Raw genomic sequence first — 15,002 nt, forward strand, 5'->3', positions numbered from 1 at the left:
GAAAAGGCTTCTGTGCAATGGAAGGGACCAAAGGGAGCGGCCGGTTATGGCGCTCCCGCGTGGGCGGCATTATATGGGGCTTGTCGCGGCCTGCCACCCTCGGTCACGATGAGGCCGGCTCAGCCGGTTCCGACCCCGACGTCACATCCCCCCGCTACCCCTGTGGCCCGGCGCTTTCTCTGCGCGCTGCACCGCAATTCCTTGCCGCGTCGCGGAACGGCGGACATAATCGATCGGCCATGAAACTCGACTCCCCCCTTTTCGACCGTATCCGGGTCAAGCCCGCCGACGACCGGCCCCGCAGCCGGATGTCGCTGACGGGCTGCCAGTGGCCGGGCTGCACGGCGGAGGGCACGCACAAGGCGCCCAAGGGTCGGCACAAGGAGGGCCAGTACTGGTCCTACTGCCTGGACCACGTGCGCGCGTACAACCAGTCCTACAACTATTTCTCGGGCATGACCGACGACGCGGTGTATGCCTACCAGAAGGATGCGCTGACCGGCCATCGCCCCACTTGGAAGATGGGGATGAAGGGCGCGGGCGGGCGTCGCGCGGGCGCGGACGCCACCGATGGCATGCGCGACCCCTTCGGCTTCACGGCCGAGATGGGCGCCACCTTCCAAGCCGACCGGCCGGAGCCCAACGGCAAGATCGTGCGCACCGCGGAGCGGCGGGCGCTGGAGGTGATGGGCCTCGAGATGTCGGCCAGCCCGGTCGAGATCAAGGCCCGCTACAAGGAACTGGTGAAGCTGCACCACCCCGACGCGAACGGCGGCGACCGTTCCTCGGAGGATCGCCTGCGCAGCGTCATCCAGGCCTACAACAGCCTCAAGCAGGCAGGTTTCTGCTGAGCGGTCCTCAGGATCGCCGGCGACGCGGAGGCGGCCCACAAGACCGCGCCGTGATGGACTGGGACACGAAAAGGGGCGCGCGGGGCGCGCCGACGGAGGAGTTATGAGCGGTTTGGAGACCACTGCCCCGATGCCGGACATGAAGGTGTCGGTTCGCCAGACGTTCGGCATCGATATCGACATGGAGGTCCCGGCCTACTCCGAAGCCGACTCGCATGTGCCCGAGCTGGACCCGGACTATCTGTTCGATCGGCCGACCACCCTCGCCATCCTCGCCGGCTTCGCCCGCAACCGCCGCGTGATGGTCACCGGCTTCCACGGCACCGGCAAGTCCACGCACATCGAGCAGGTGGCGGCGCGGCTGAACTGGCCGTGCGTGCGCATCAACCTCGACAGCCACATCTCGCGCATCGATCTCATCGGCAAGGATGCGATCGTGGTGAAGGATGGCCTGCAGGTCACCGAATTCCGCGACGGCATCCTGCCCTGGGCCTACCAGAACAACGTCGCCCTCGTGTTCGACGAATATGACGCCGGCCGCCCGGACGTGATGTTCGTGATCCAGCGCGTGCTGGAATCGTCCGGCCGCCTGACCCTGCTCGACCAGAGCCGGGTGATCCGCCCGCACGGTGCCTTCCGGCTGTTCGCCACCGCCAACACCATCGGCCTCGGCGACACCACCGGCCTCTATCACGGCACCCAGCAGATCAACCAGGCGCAGATGGACCGCTGGTCCATCGTGACCACGCTGAACTATCTCGCCCACGACAAGGAAGTGGACATCGTCCTCGCCAAGGCGAAGCACTTCCAGAACGTGGAAGGTCGCGACACGGTGAACCGCATGGTCCGCCTCGCCGACCTCACCCGGCAGGCGTTCATGAACGGCGATCTCTCCACCGTCATGAGCCCGCGCACGGTCATCACCTGGGCCGAGAATGCGGACATCTTCCGCGACATCGCCTTCTCGCTGCGCGTGACGTTCCTCAACAAGTGCGACGAGCTGGAGCGCCCGCTGGTGGCGGAGTTCTTCCAGCGCTGCTTCGGCCAGGAGCTGGCCGAGAGCACGGTGAACGTCGCTCTGTCCTGAACGGGTGCGGCTCAGCCGCGCCCATTGAACAGGCTGCGCCATGGCGCGGCCTGTCGCCCCGCAAGAAGCGCCTCAAACGGCGCAAGAGCCGAAGAAGCACGCGCCATGGCCACCAACCGCACCACCGGCAAGGCCCCCAAGGAAGCTCCGTCCGAGCCGTTCAAGCGCGCCGTCACGGGCTGCTTCAAGGCCATTGCCGGCGTCTCCGAGTTCGAGGTGTCCTTCGCCTCCGAGCGTCCGGCGCTCGGCCCGGACCGGGTGCGCCTGCCCGAGCCGCCGCGCCGCTTCACGCTGCAAGACGCCGCCATCGTGCGCGGCCATGCGGATTCCCTCGCCTTGCGCCGCGCCTGTCATGATCCCGGCGTCCATCGCAAGATGCTGCCCCAGGGCGAAGTCGCCCGCGGCGTGTTCGAGGCGGTGGAGCAGGCGCGCGTGGAAGCCATCGGCGGCAACCGCATGCCCGGCGTGAAGCGCAACCTCGCGGCCATGCTGCAGGACCGCTACCACCGCGCCAATTATGCCGACATCACCGAGCGCTCCGAGGCGCCCATCGCCGATGCGGTGGCCCTCATGGTGCGCGAGCGCCTGACCGGAGAGGCCCCGCCGCCGGATGCCCGGCGCGTGGTGGACCTGTGGCGCCCTTTCATCGAGGAGCGGGCGGCCGGCGACCTCGCGCGGCTCATCGACAGCATCGAGAACCAGAAGAAGTTCGGCGAGATCGCCCGCGACCTCCTCGCCTCCCTCGACATGGGCGAGGAAAGCGGCCTCGACACCGAGCAGGAGCCCGAGGAGAACGAGAACGAGGGCGGCGCCGAGGAGCAGGGCGGCGAGAACGGCGAAAGCCGCGAGGACGACAGCCAGCAGGGCGCCACCGAGATGGAGGCCGAGCTCTCCGAGGAGGAGATGCCCGACAGCGCGGCCCAGAGCGAGGCCGCGCCCCCCGCCGACGTGCCGGATGGCACCGAGATGGGCGACAGCGAGGAGCCGGCCGAGCCGTGGTCCCCCCGTCCGCCGATGACCCACGACAATCGCGGGCCGGAATACCACGCCTTCACCACCAAGTTCGACGAGGAGACCTCGGCCGAGGATCTCTGCGATCCCGAGGAGCTGACGCGCCTCCGCTCCTATCTCGACAAGCAGCTGGCCCATCTCCAGGGCGTGGTGGCGCGCTTGGCCAACCGCCTGCAGCGCAAGCTGCTGGCGCAGCAGAACCGCGCCTGGGAATTCGACCTGGAGGAGGGCGTGCTGGATCCCGCGCGCCTGCCGCGCGTCATCATGGACCCCATGGCGGCGCTGTCCTTCAAGCGCGAGCGCGACACCGACTTCCGCGACACGGTGGTGACGCTGCTCATCGACAATTCCGGCTCCATGCGCGGCCGGCCCATCACGGTGGCCGCCACCTGCGCCGACATCCTCGCCCGCACGCTGGAGCGCTGCGGCGTGAAGGTGGAGGTGCTGGGCTTCACCACGCGCGCCTGGAAGGGCGGCCAGTCCCGCGAGGCCTGGCTCGCCGCCGGCAAGCCCGCCGCCCCCGGCCGCCTCAACGACCTCAGGCACATCGTCTACAAGTCCGCCGACGCCCCCTGGCGTCGGGCACGCCGCAACCTCGGCCTGATGATGCGCGAGGGGCTGCTGAAGGAGAATATCGACGGCGAGGCCCTCGACTGGGCGCACAAGCGCCTGCTCGCCCGCACCGAGGCGCGGCGCATCCTGATGATGATCTCGGACGGCGCGCCGGTGGACGATTCCACGCTTTCGGTGAATGCCGGCAACTATCTGGAACGCCACCTGCGCCACATCATCACCGAGATCGAGACCCGCTCGCCGGTGGAGCTGATCGCCATCGGCATCGGCCATGACGTGACCCGCTACTACCGCCGCGCCGTCACCATCGTGGACGCCGAGGAGCTGGGCGGGGTGATGACCGAGAAGCTCGCCGAGCTGTTCGAGGAAACACCCGGCGCCGCCGGCAAGGGGCCGTCGCGGGGCGGCCGCCTGCATTGAAGCGGGGCCTGCGCGCTGTCGGCATTGTCGCCGCCGGGGTGCTCGGCGGCGCTCTGCTGTTCAATCTCGCCTTCTCCAAGCCGGGCGCGCTGCCGCCCGAGCCGGTGGCCATCACGGTCACGGCGCAGCCCGTCACGACCTTCAAACGGGGGGACGAGCTCACCCAGTTCGGCCCGCTGCGGTTTGTCGGCGGGCTGGTGCTCACCTCACCCTTTCCCGGCTTCGGCGGCATTTCCGGCTTCGCGCTGGAGCAGGACGAGCACTTCCTCGCCATCACCGACGCCGGCCTGTTCCTCTCCGGCCGGCTCGTCACGGAGAATGACCGCCCCACCGGCGTCGCCGATGTGAAGGCGGCAGCACTGCTCGATGCCGAGGGCCGGGTGCAGGCGGACAATGACCGCGAGGACGTGGAATCCCTCGCCCTCGCGCCGGACGCCGCCTATGTGGCGATGGAGACCATCAACGAGATCTGGCGCTACCCGCGCGATCCCCTGGGAAAGCGCGGCACGCTCGTGCCGGCGCCGGCCATCAAGAATCTGAGGCGCAACACCGGCCTCGAGAGCCTCGCTTTCATGCCCTCAGGCCCGCTCAAGGGCGCGCTCATCGCCATCGGCGAGGAAGGGGCGAAGAAGGCGGACGATCTGCCTGGCTTCATCATCGGCGGTCCAGCGCCCGGCGGCTTCACGGTGACCAAGAGCGGCCCGTTCGACGCCACCGACCTCGCGCTGGGGCCGGATGGTAATTTCTACCTTCTGGAGCGCCATTATTCGCCGCTCGAAGGCGTCAACATGCAGCTCCGCCGCTTCCCCGCCAGCGAGGTGAAGCCCGGCGCGCGCATCACCGGCGAGGTGCTGGGCCGCTTCGACATGAGCCATGAGATCGACAACATGGAAGGCCTCGGCGTCACCCGAAGCGCCGCCGGCGAGATCCTGCTCACGCTCATCTCGGATGACAATTTCAGCCCACTTCAGCGCACCATCCTGCTGCGCTTCGCGGTTTCGGGAGACTGAGGCGCGGCAGGTTGAGCGCGCGGGATCAATCCAGCCACGGCGCCGGGCGGTCGAGGGCGATGAGCGCCGCGGGATCGACCCGCGGGCGGACGACCGCGACTTCGGGCCCGCGCACCAGCACCTCGGGCACCAGGGCGCGGGTGTTGTAGGTGCCGGACTGCACGGCGCCATAGGCGCCCGCCGTCATCACCGCCAACAGGTCGCCGGGCTTCACCTCCGGCAGCGGCCGGTCGAGGGCGAGGAAATCGCCCGTCTCGCACACCGGGCCGACCACGTCGGCCACCACCATGGCGGCGCCGGCCGCCGGCTCGGCCACCGGTACGATGTCGTGGTGGGCCTCGTAGAGGGTGGGGCGGATGAGGTCGTTCATGGCGGCGTCCACCACCACGAAGGTCTTGCCCTCGCCCTTCTTCACGTAAATCACGCGGGTGACGAGGATGCCGGCATTGGCCACCAGCATCCGCCCCATCTCGAACACCAGCGGCAGCTTGATGTCGCCCAGCGCCCGGCCCACCACCTCGGCATAGGCGGCGGGGGAGGGCGGCACGGGGTCGGAGGCGGCATAAGGCACGCCGAGGCCGCCGCCGAGGTCCATGTGGTGCAGTCGGTGGCCGGCGGCCATGAGGTCGCGCGCCAGCTCGGCGAGCAGCGTCACCGCATTCTCGAACGGCGCCATGTCGGTGATCTGGCTACCGATGTGCATGTCCACGCCGGAGATGGCGAGGCCGGGCAGGCGGGCGGCGAAATCGTACACGTCCCGCGCGCGGGAAATGGGGATGCCGAACTTGGTGGCCGACTTGCCGGTGGAAATCTTCTTGTGGGTCTTCGCGTCCACGTCCGGATTGACGCGGATGGAGACCGGCGCCTTCACGCCCTTCGAGAGCGCGACCTCGGACAGGGCGTCGAGCTCCGGCTCGCTCTCCACATTGAAGCAGAGGATGCCGGCGTCCAGCGCCTGCGCCATTTCCTCCCGCGTCTTGCCGACGCCGGAGAAGACGATGCGCTCGCCCGGCACGCCCGCGGCGCGGGCGCGCATCAGTTCACCGGCGGAAACGATGTCCGCCCCCGCGCCGAGGCGGGCGAGGGTGGAGATGACCGACTGGTTGGAATTGGCCTTCAGCGCGTAGCACAAAAGCACGTCGCGGCCGGCGAACGCCTCCATGAACACGCGATAATGCCGCTCCAGCGTGGCCGTTGCGTAGCAATAGAAGGGCGTGCCCACCTCGGCGGCGAGGGAGGTGAGGTCGACGTCCTCGGCGTGGAGGCGGCCGTTGCGATAGTCGAAATGGTGCATCGGGGCGGCTTGTCGGAGGCTCGTTCTGCGCGCCCGGCCGGGGTGGCGCCGTCAGGCGGGCGCCGGGGAGCGAGGGAGGGGTTGCTGTGCGGAAGGCCGTTCAGCGCGGCCTTCAGGCCTGCGGATCAGAGCAGGCCGTCGATGAGGAGCGGCTGGTCGGGGCGGTCGATGCCCTTCAGCAGCTTGTCCGAGCTGCTGGTGGAGCCGGAGGTCTTCTTCTTCTCCCAGGAGGCGTGCGGAACGGCGCTCTCGTTGAATTCCGCCGCCGTCTTGGGCGGGGCGTAGGACGTGCTGGAATCCGTCGAAGCCGTGGCCGTGGCGGGCTTCGGCGGCGGGGGCGCCGCGTGGGCGCCGGGCGGGGGCTCCAACGGACCCTTCACGCCGCACGCCGCGAGGGCGAGGGTGCCGCAGAGGGCCATCAGGGTCGCAAGGGTTCGCATCTTCGTCCGTGCCATTGGCATCAAGGTCGGCGCCACTATAGCCCGCGCTGCGGCAAAGGCGAGCCCCCGGGCTGGCCGGGGGCTGGGTCCAGCCGGCATCAGGTCGCGTCCGGGGCCGCCCCGAGGCGCTTCAACCAGCGCCGCGCCTGGGCGCGCACCCGCTGCGGCGCGGTGCCGCCGTAGCTGGTGCGGCTGCGCACCGAGCGCACCACGGACAGCACGGAGAAGACGTCGCCGGTGATGCGCTTGTCCACCGCCTGCATGTCCTCGAGCGGCACCTTGTGCAGCGCAATGCCGCGGTCCGAGGCCAGAGCCACGATGCGGCCGGTAATGTGGTGCGCCTCGCGGAACGGGATGTTGAGCGCCCGGACTAGCCAGTCGGCGAGGTCGGTGGCGGTGGAATAGCCCTGGCCGGCGGCGGCGGCCATGCGCTTCTCGTCCGGCGACAGGTCGCGGACCATGCCGGCGGTGGCGGCGATCACCAGGGACAGGGCCGAGAAGGCGTCGAACGCGCCTTCCTTGTCCTCCTGCATGTCCTTGGCATAGGCCAAAGGTAGGCCCTTCATCACCACGAGGATGCCGGTGAGCGCGCCGATGATGCGCCCGGCCTTGGCGCGCACCAGCTCGGCGGCGTCGGGATTGCGCTTCTGCGGCATGATGGACGAGCCGGTGGTGAAGGCATCCGACAGTTTCACCAGCGCGAAGGACGGTGAGGTCCAGATCACCACCTCCTCGGCGAAGCGCGAGAGGTGGATGGCGCAGATGGAGGCGGCCGAGAGCGTCTCCATCACGAAATCGCGGTCGGAGACGGCATCGAGCGAGTTGGCGGTGGGCCGGTCGAAGCCGAGCGCCGCCGCCGTCGCCTCGCGGTCGATGGGGAAGGAGGTGCCGGCCAGCGCCGCCGAGCCCAGCGGGCACTCGTTGAGGCGCGCCCGCGCGTCGGCGAAGCGGCTGCGGTCGCGCGCCATCATCTCCACATAGGCCATCAGGTGGTGGCCGAAGGTGACCGGCTGGGCGGTCTGCAAATGGGTGAAGCCGGGCATGACGGTGGCGGCGTGGGCCAGCGCCTTCTCCGCCAGCGCCCGCTGGAGATCGGCGAGCTGGGCGTCGAGGGCGTCCACCGTGTCGCGGACGTAGAGGCGGAAGTCGGTGGCCACCTGGTCGTTGCGCGAGCGGGCGGTGTGCAGGCGTCCGGCCGGGGCGCCGATGAGCTCGGCGAGGCGCGATTCCACGTTCATGTGGATGTCCTCCAGCTCGCGCCGGAAGGAGAACTTGCCCGCCTCGATCTCTGACAGGATCGTGTCTAGACCCTTGGTGATCTTCTGGGCATCTTTCGCCGCCACGATGCCCTGGGCGGCCAGCATGGCCGCATGCGCCTTTGAACCGGCGATATCCTGCGCATAAAGACGCTGGTCGAAGCCGATGGAGGCGTTGATCTCCTCCATGATGGCGTCGGGGGCAGTGCTGAAGCGCCCGCCCCACATCTTGTTGCTCATGACGGACCCTCCGGTGATGACCACTGCCGACGACAACCGCGCGACTGACCCTCAGGACACGGCGACCGGCCCCGCGCCGGGCGCGCCGGTGGCGAGGCGCTCTTCCGCGGTGAGGACGATCGGCGTGGTCGCGCTGGCGACGCTGGCGGGCGCCGTGGCCGGCGCGCTCGCCCTATACGGGATGAACCGCCTCCCCGGCAATGCACCGCAGGGCCAGAGCGTGGCGAGCGTGCCGGCCGCAGCCCCCTCCGGGGCGGCCGGCGACCCCGCCTGCGCCGGTACGGTGGAGCGGGTGCGGGCCTTCGCGCCCCTCGCCAAGGGCGAGCTTGCCGCGCTGGCGTTGGCGAGCGAGCCGCGCCGCCTGCCGCCGCTGACCTTCACGGACGCCTCCGGCAAGCCGGTGACCCTGGCTGATTTCAAGGGCCGGGTGGTGCTGCTCAATCTCTGGGCCACCTGGTGCGTGCCCTGCCGCAAGGAAATGCCGGCCCTCGACCATCTGGAGAAGCGGCTGGGCGGGCCGGATTTCGCCGTGGTGGCGGTCAATCTCGATACGCGCGACCCGGACAAGCCGCGTGCCTTCCTCTCCGAGATCGGCGTGAACAGCCTCGCCTTCTATTCCGATCCGGCGACCAAGACCTTCCAGGCCCTGCGCGGCGTGGGGCGCGGCTTCGGCCTGCCCACCACCCTCCTCGTCGATCGAGACGGCTGCGAGATGGCCTATCTCGCCGGCCCGGCCGAATGGGGTGGTGCCGATGCGGAAGCGCTGGTGAAGGCCGCCATCGGCGCCGGCCGGGCGGATGCGGCAGGGTCACGCTGAGCTGAGGCTTGGCGGAAGGCGGTACCTGCCCCAACAGTGGTCGCCACCTCCCAATCTGCAAAAATATCGCCCCGCTTAAAGCTCTTGCAACCTTCAGGCGGCAGAGTTCTCTGCAACCTGGGGGATGGGGAAACGCGGTGCGGCCGGCACGGTCGCGCGGCGCTGACGTTTACCTTTCTTTCACTCCTTTTTCATTTGCGCGAAAAGAGCTGGTATATCTTGCTCTTGACAGCACATCCGCGCGCATTCTTTCGAAGTCGAATCACCGGTGGCGACCATTGAAAATACTGACGATTTTCGGAACGCGCCCTGAGGCGATCAAGATGGCGCCGGTGGTCCAGGCGCTGGCGCGGGAGCCGGCCGTCCAGTCGCTCGTCTGCGTCACCGGCCAGCACCGGGAGATGCTGGACCAGGTTCTCCGCCTCTTCGACCTGACGCCCGACTTCGATCTCGGCCTGATGGCCCACAACCAAGGATTGAATCGTCTTGCCGGCGGAGCGCTCTCCGCGCTCGACAGCGTGCTGGCGGACGTGATGCCGGATCGCGTGCTGGTCCATGGTGACACCACCACCGCCATGGCCGCGGCGCTCGCCGCCTTCCACCGTCGCATTCCGGTGGGGCATGTCGAGGCGGGCCTGCGGACCTACGACCTCGGCCAGCCCTTTCCAGAGGAGATGAACCGCCGCATCGCCGATCTGTGCAGCGACCTCCTGTTCGCGCCCACCGCCGGCGCGCGCGACAATCTCCTGTCGGAGCAGCTGGAGGGGCAGGTCTTCGTGACCGGCAACACGGTGATCGACGCGCTCCAGTCGGTTCAGCGTAGCCTCGACGCCGATCCCGACCTGCGCTCCGCCCTCGACGCCGAACTCCCGCCCCTCGATCCGCGCCGGCCCATCCTTCTGGTGACGGGGCATCGGCGCGAGAATTTCGGCGAGGGGTTCCGCAACATCTGCGAGGCGCTGGACGAGATCGCCGACCGCGGCGACGTGGAGATCGTCTATCCGGTCCACCTCAATCCCAACGTCAAGGGACCGGTGACCGCGGCGCTCGCCGGCCGGCCCAACGTGCATCTCGTGCCGCCGCTCGACTATCTGCCGTTCCAGCGGCTGATGCAGCGCTCGCATCTTGTGCTCACCGATTCCGGCGGCGTGCAGGAAGAGGCGCCCGCGCTGGGCAAGCCCGTCCTCGTCATGCGCGAGGTGACGGAGCGGCCCGAGGCGGTCCATGCCGGCACGGTCCAGCTCGTCGGCACCGGCCGCGCCGCCATCGTCAACGCGGTGTCCCGCCTTCTCGACGATCCGGCGGCCTATGCGGCCTACGCCGGACGCATCAACCCCTACGGCGACGGGCAGGCCTGCCGCCGGATCGTGGACTGCATCTGCGGGCGGCCGGTGCAGGAATTTTCCCCCCTCCAATCCCCGCCTGCCGCGTCCGCTCCTCGGCGTCCCGCCGGCCTAGACGCCATGCTCGTGAGAGACTGACATGCGACACGTTGCCTCTTCCACCGCCCGCGGCGGGGCCGCCCGGGCCCTCACCGCCCGGCGCTTTTCGACACTGGCCGCCGCCCTCGTCCTGCCGGTGAGCCTGCTGGCGGCCTGGCCGGCCGCCGCGCAGTCGCGCAGCCCGGCGCCGCCGGTGGTGGCGCAGGCCCCCGTTGCGCCGCAGCCGGCTTATGTGCCGCCGGCCTATGTTCCGCCGGTGGACCCGATCCTCTCGGCCATCCAGGAGCGGGCGGCGGACACCCGCGTCACGCGGTCCTTCACCCTCGGCGATCTCGGCATCGAGGGGCCGGTGGTGCTGCAGGGCATGGATGCGCGGCGCGACATCTATCTGCCGGTGCCGGCCGGCGTGCCGCTGGAGAATGCCAGCATCGCCGTCGATGGCGAGTATCTGCGCGGCGACGGCGGGCGCACCACCATGGTGCTCTCGGTGGACAGCACCCCGGTATTCTCGCGGCGCCTCGAAGGCGACAACGGCAGCGCCAATGCCACCATTTCGGTGGACAATCGTCCGCGCGAGACCGGCTTCGTGCGCTTCGGCACCGCCTGGTCCTCGGTGATCGGCGAGGCGCTGTGCGCCGACGAGCGCGGCATCGGCAACGTGCTGAAGCTGCGCCCGTCCACCCGCTTCACCTACAGCTATGACGCCGGGCAGGTGCGCAGCCTCGCCACCGCCTGGAGCGGCATGCCTGGTTCGGGCGCGCTGCTGGTGCCCGGCGGCACCCTCTCCAAGGACACCTACGACACCGCCTGGCGCCTCGGCCTCGCGCTCGAGACCGCCGGCAAGCGCCTGGTGGTGAAGACGCTGCCCTCCATCGGCGACGAGGTGGACCTGACCAACATGGACGTGCCGGCCTCGCTGCGCGCGGTCGCCCCCTTCTCGAGCTTCGTCGGCGTGAAGAGCTACCGCATCCGCGACGCGTCCGAGATCGGCGCGCTTCTGGTGATGCCGGGCTCTCCGCTCGGCGCCGACGTGGCGGTGGCGGACGTCTCGCTTCTGTCGGGCATCCGCGGCGCGCTCGACGCCCTCGGCGCGCGCCTCGGCACCGCCTCCGGCGCTTTCACCGAATGGCGGGCCAAGGCGGCGAGCCTCGGCTCTTCCAGCATCGCCCCGGACGAGGTGAGCCTGCAGTTCCTCGCCGGACGCCCGATCATCGCGGTCGGCAGCGCCGCAGGCGGCAAGGCCACCCAGCTGTTCGACAGCTTCTGGCGTACTTCGCTGGCCTCCGGCACGGTGACCATCCGCGCGGTGGACGTGGGGCCGGAGAAGCCCTCGACGGTGCCGCTCTCCAGCCTCGGCCCGACCGACGGCAACCTCGACGTGCTCGCCCGCGGCGACTGGGTGGTGACGTTCGATCTCGCCGCCGCCACCGGTGGCCGCAGCCTGCCGAGCCGGCTGAACCTCGATGTCGCGGCCGCGCCGGGCGCCTCCACCTCCGAACCGGTGGTCGCGGTGTTCCTCAACGACGTGCTGCTGGCCGCCAAGCGCCTCGACGCCACCGGCCATCCCGAGCACGTCACGGCCGCCGTGCCGCCCTATGCGCTCGCGGCGCGCAACGTGCTGCGCGTGACCTTCCAGCGCCAGCCGGTGAGCGACCGCTGCCGCGAGACGCCCCAGGCCTTCCCGGTCTCGGTCCTGCCCACCAGCCATTTCGAGCTGGGCGGCGCGGCGCCGGGCGGCGACTTCCTGGGCGTGATCTCGGCCATGGCCTCGGGCGGCAAGCTGCTGGTTCCCGACAGCTATCTCGCCACCGCAAAGGCCAGCCTGCCGCGCGTGGTGCGCGCTGCCGCCGCCGCCGGAATGCCGGCCGGCACCAGCACCTTCGACGTGTCCTCCGTGGGCACGCCCTTCCGCGCCACCGGCGGCTTCCTCGCCCTCGACGTGCCGGTCCAGGGCGTGGCGGTGAAGGCCAAGGTGGACGGTGACCGTCTCATCGTCGGCACCGACGAGAAGGCCCGCATGCTCGACATCACCGGCCTCAAGAACGTGGCCCTGGTGCAGGCGGTGCGCGGCGACGACGCCCGCGGCATCCTGTGGCAGAGCATCGGGCCGGTGGCCATGACGCCGGCGAAGCCCGTGCGCCTGTCGAAGGGTGATGTGGCTCTGGTGGGCGTCGATGGCACCCTGACCGAGCTCGTCGCCTCCGGCGCCGCCCCGGGCACGGTGCGCGTCGCCGACACCGACGGCCCGGCGGGAACCCTGCAGCGGCTGTGGCAGAATTCGTCGGACTGGGGCCTGCCTCTTGGCATCGGCGCCGCCGCCCTGTTCTTCCTGCTGCTGATCCGCGCGTCGCAAGTGCGTCGCCGCGGCAACTGACCGGATCGAGACCGCCGCCATGGAACTCTATTGGCCCTACCTCCTGGCCGACTACATCCGCGTGGTCGAATACGTGGCGGCCGTGGTGGCGGTCATCATCCTGATCTCCTCGCTCGACGATCTGTTCGTTGATGCGTGGTACTGGGGGCGGCGGATCTACCGCCGCTTCGTCATCGAGCCGTTCATCCGCCCGCTCACCCCGGCCATGCTCTACCAGAAGGACGAGCAGCCGCTGGCCATCATGATTCCCGCCTGGCTCGAATCCCCCGTGATCGCGGCCATGATCGAGAACATGGTGAGCGTGCTGGACTACCGGCGCTACACGATCTTCGTCGGCACCTATCCCAACGACCCCGACACCATCGCCGAGGTCGAGCGCATGCGCCGGCGCTACAAGCAGCTGGTGCGGGTGGAGACGCGCAATCCCGGCCCCACCAACAAGGCCGACTGCCTCAATGCGGTGGTGCGGGCCATCTTCCAGCACGAACAGATGACCGGCGTGGAATTCGCCGGCCTCGTGCTGCATGACGCCGAGGACGTGCTGCATCCGCTCGAGCTGCGCTATTTCAGCTATCTGCTGCCGCGCAAGGACCTGATCCAGGTGCCGGTGCTCTCGCTGGAGCGCCACTGGTCGGAGTTGGTCGCGGGCATCTACATGGACGAGTTCGCCGAATGGCACGCCAAGGACCTCGTGGTCCGCGAGAGCGTCGCCGGCTCGGTGCCATCGGCGGGCGTGGGCACCTGCTTCTCGCGCAAGGCCATGCTGCACCTTCTGTCCGACGGCACGGGCGAGGTGTTCAACACCGCGAGCCTGACCGAGGACTATGACATCAGCGCCCGTCTCTATGCGGCGCACATGCAGTCCATCATCGCCCGCCTGCCGGTGGAATACATCGTCAAGCGTGAAAGCCTGTTCGGCTTCGGCCCGGAGAAGGAAATCCTCCTCTCCATGCCGCTGTGCGTGCGCGAGTTCTTCCCCGACACGTTCCGCACCTCCTACCGCCAGAAGGCGCGCTGGTCGCTGGGCATCGCCTTCCAGGGCTGGCGGCACATGGGCTGGCGCGGCAACTGGGCGACCAAGTACTTCCTGTTCCGCGACCGCAAGGGCATCATCACCTCCCTCGTTGCCGTGCTGGCTTATGTGGTCGCCGCGCACTTCCTCATCTTCATGGGTGCGGAGAAGCTCGGCCTGCTGCCGGCCCGCTACCCATCCATCTTCGCCACCGAGACCTGGCTGCTGGCGGTCCTGACCGGCAACGCCGTCGCCTTCGCGCTGCGGCTGGTGCAACGCTATTATTTCGTCGCCAAGGTCTATGGCTGGGAACAGGGGCTGATGTCCGTTCCCCGCGTGGTCATGTCCAACTTCGTCAACTTCGCCGCCACCGTGCGCGCGTGGAAGCTGTTCCTGGGCCACGTCTTCCTCGGCCGGAAGATCGTCTGGGACAAGACGACCCACGACTTCCCCGACCAGCAGGAGCTTGGCCAGCAGCGCCAGCGCCTGGGCGAGCTGCTGCTTACCTGGCAGGCGGTGCTGCCGGAGCATGTGGAGGAGGCGCTGGCGCTTCAGGCGGAGCGGCAGCAGCCGCTCGGGCGCATCCTCGTCTCCCGCGGATGGCTCGACGAGGAGACGCTGGCGGAGGCCATGGCCTTCCAGTCCAACCTGCCGCGCACCGTCGTCACCGAGCAGATGGTGTGGCAGTTCAACGATCTCCTGCCCATCGACCTGATGGTGCGGCGGCGCGTGCTGCCCATCGGCCGCGATCCGGGCGGCCGCCTCATCGTCGCGGTGCCCTCGCCGCTGGGCGACAAGGCGCTGGAGGAACTGCGCCGCGCGGTCGGCGACGAGCCGCTCCAGCGCATCGCCCGCGAGAGCGAGATCAATGACGGCCTGCGCCTGCTGCGCGGCGTCACCGGCAATGCGGACGGCCAGAAGTCGCCGCCGCTGCTCGGCGACCTGCTGCTGGAGAAGGGGCTCATGCGGCGCGAGGCCTTCGAGGCCGCCATGGAGAACTATCGCCCGGACGAGGACGGCCGCATCGGCGAATATCTCGTGCGCTGCGGCGTGGTGACCGAGGACGCCCTGCGCGCCACGATCCGCGAGCAGGAGCGCCGCGTCGCCGCGTCGCTCGCGCCGGTATGACCCTCGGCAGGTCCGGCTCGGCCGATCCCGGCCGGGCGTTCTCCGCA

11 protein-coding genes are annotated in these 15,002 nt (G+C 69.6%); 8 read left to right on the top strand and 3 right to left on the bottom strand.

The window, feature by feature from the left end:
• Nucleotides 1–239 precede the first annotated feature (239 nt).
• The 4 genes from D7006_RS25050 to D7006_RS25065 all read left to right on the top strand — a co-directional run bounded on the left by D7006_RS25050 (nt 240) and on the right by D7006_RS25065 (nt 4,952).
• Nucleotides 240–851, top strand: a complete 612-nt coding sequence (locus D7006_RS25050; protein WP_169123382.1) for a J domain-containing protein — start codon at nt 240–242, stop codon at nt 849–851.
• Between the two features lie 103 nt (nt 852–954).
• A complete protein-coding gene (gene cobS, locus D7006_RS25055; RefSeq protein WP_210257788.1) occupies nt 955–1,938 on the top strand; it encodes a cobaltochelatase subunit CobS in 984 nt (327 codons plus the stop codon).
• Between the two features lie 105 nt (nt 1,939–2,043).
• Complete coding sequence (gene cobT, locus D7006_RS25060) at nt 2,044–3,942, top strand: cobaltochelatase subunit CobT (protein WP_237355024.1); 1,899 nt, start codon at nt 2,044–2,046, stop codon at nt 3,940–3,942.
• Nucleotides 3,939–4,952 carry an esterase-like activity of phytase family protein gene (locus D7006_RS25065; protein WP_237355027.1) on the top strand — a complete coding sequence of 338 codons (1,014 nt, stop codon included), beginning with the start codon at nt 3,939–3,941 and terminating at the stop codon, nt 4,950–4,952. The genes cobT and D7006_RS25065 overlap by 4 nt, the downstream gene beginning before the upstream one ends.
• Nucleotides 4,953–4,977: 25 nt before the next feature.
• On the opposite strand, the gene lysA is transcribed toward D7006_RS25065, so the two are convergent.
• From lysA to argH, 3 genes are all read right to left on the bottom strand, one after another.
• On the bottom strand, nt 4,978–6,246 hold the full coding sequence (lysA, locus tag D7006_RS25070) for a diaminopimelate decarboxylase (RefSeq protein ID WP_169123379.1): 1,269 nt from the start codon (nt 6,244–6,246) through the stop codon (nt 4,978–4,980).
• A 125-nt stretch (nt 6,247–6,371) separates the two neighbouring features.
• Nucleotides 6,372–6,686, bottom strand: a complete 315-nt coding sequence (locus D7006_RS25075; protein ID WP_229645907.1) for a lipoprotein — start codon at nt 6,684–6,686, stop codon at nt 6,372–6,374.
• Nucleotides 6,687–6,784: 98 nt separating this feature from the next.
• On the bottom strand, nt 6,785–8,182 hold the full coding sequence (gene argH, locus D7006_RS25080) for an argininosuccinate lyase (RefSeq protein WP_237355029.1): 1,398 nt from the start codon (nt 8,180–8,182) through the stop codon (nt 6,785–6,787).
• A 16-nt stretch (nt 8,183–8,198) separates the two neighbouring features.
• On the opposite strand from argH, the gene D7006_RS25085 reads away from it, so the two are divergent.
• The 4 genes from D7006_RS25085 to D7006_RS25100 all read left to right on the top strand — a co-directional run bounded on the left by D7006_RS25085 (nt 8,199) and on the right by D7006_RS25100 (nt 14,955).
• The gene (locus D7006_RS25085; protein WP_371745009.1) at nt 8,199–8,999 is read left to right on the top strand and encodes a TlpA family protein disulfide reductase; all 801 of its coding nucleotides are present in this window, start codon (nt 8,199–8,201) and stop codon (nt 8,997–8,999) included.
• A 323-nt stretch (nt 9,000–9,322) separates the two neighbouring features.
• Nucleotides 9,323–10,480: a non-hydrolyzing UDP-N-acetylglucosamine 2-epimerase gene (gene wecB, locus D7006_RS25090; protein ID WP_371745010.1), complete on the top strand. Its 1,158-nt coding sequence runs from the start codon at nt 9,323–9,325 to the stop codon at nt 10,478–10,480.
• Between the two features lies 1 nt (nt 10,481).
• Nucleotides 10,482–12,815 (top strand): cellulose biosynthesis cyclic di-GMP-binding regulatory protein BcsB, encoded by a 2,334-nt coding sequence (locus D7006_RS25360; protein WP_305852698.1) that lies wholly within the window; start codon nt 10,482–10,484, stop codon nt 12,813–12,815.
• Nucleotides 12,816–12,834: 19 nt separating this feature from the next.
• Entirely contained in the window at nt 12,835–14,955 is a 2,121-nt protein-coding gene (locus D7006_RS25100; RefSeq protein WP_237355032.1) for a glycosyl transferase family protein, read from the top strand.
• Nucleotides 14,956–15,002 lie beyond the last annotated feature (47 nt).

The sequence above is a fragment of the Xanthobacter sp. YC-JY1 genome, assembly GCF_021730305.1.
In the GTDB taxonomy this organism is placed as follows: domain Bacteria; phylum Pseudomonadota; class Alphaproteobacteria; order Rhizobiales; family Xanthobacteraceae; genus Xanthobacter; species Xanthobacter flavus.

What these genes read in the sequence shown, in the direction of transcription:
- D7006_RS25050 (WP_169123382.1), top strand. Translation starts at nt 240, where the DNA reads ATGAAACTCGACTCCCCCCTTTTCGACCGTATCCGGGTCAAGCCCGCC.
- cobS (WP_210257788.1), top strand. Translation starts at nt 955, where the DNA reads ATGAGCGGTTTGGAGACCACTGCCCCGATGCCGGACATGAAGGTGTCG.
- cobT (WP_237355024.1), top strand. Translation starts at nt 2,044, where the DNA reads ATGGCCACCAACCGCACCACCGGCAAGGCCCCCAAGGAAGCTCCGTCC.
- lysA (WP_169123379.1), bottom strand. Translation starts at nt 6,246, where the DNA reads ATGCACCATTTCGACTATCGCAACGGCCGCCTCCACGCCGAGGACGTC.
- D7006_RS25075 (WP_229645907.1), bottom strand. Translation starts at nt 6,686, where the DNA reads ATGCGAACCCTTGCGACCCTGATGGCCCTCTGCGGCACCCTCGCCCTC.
- argH (WP_237355029.1), bottom strand. Translation starts at nt 8,182, where the DNA reads ATGAGCAACAAGATGTGGGGCGGGCGCTTCAGCACTGCCCCCGACGCC.
- D7006_RS25085 (WP_371745009.1), top strand. Translation starts at nt 8,199, where the DNA reads ATGACCACTGCCGACGACAACCGCGCGACTGACCCTCAGGACACGGCG.
- wecB (WP_371745010.1), top strand. Translation starts at nt 9,323, where the DNA reads ATGGCGCCGGTGGTCCAGGCGCTGGCGCGGGAGCCGGCCGTCCAGTCG.
- D7006_RS25360 (WP_305852698.1), top strand. Translation starts at nt 10,482, where the DNA reads ATGCGACACGTTGCCTCTTCCACCGCCCGCGGCGGGGCCGCCCGGGCC.
- D7006_RS25100 (WP_237355032.1), top strand. Translation starts at nt 12,835, where the DNA reads ATGGAACTCTATTGGCCCTACCTCCTGGCCGACTACATCCGCGTGGTC.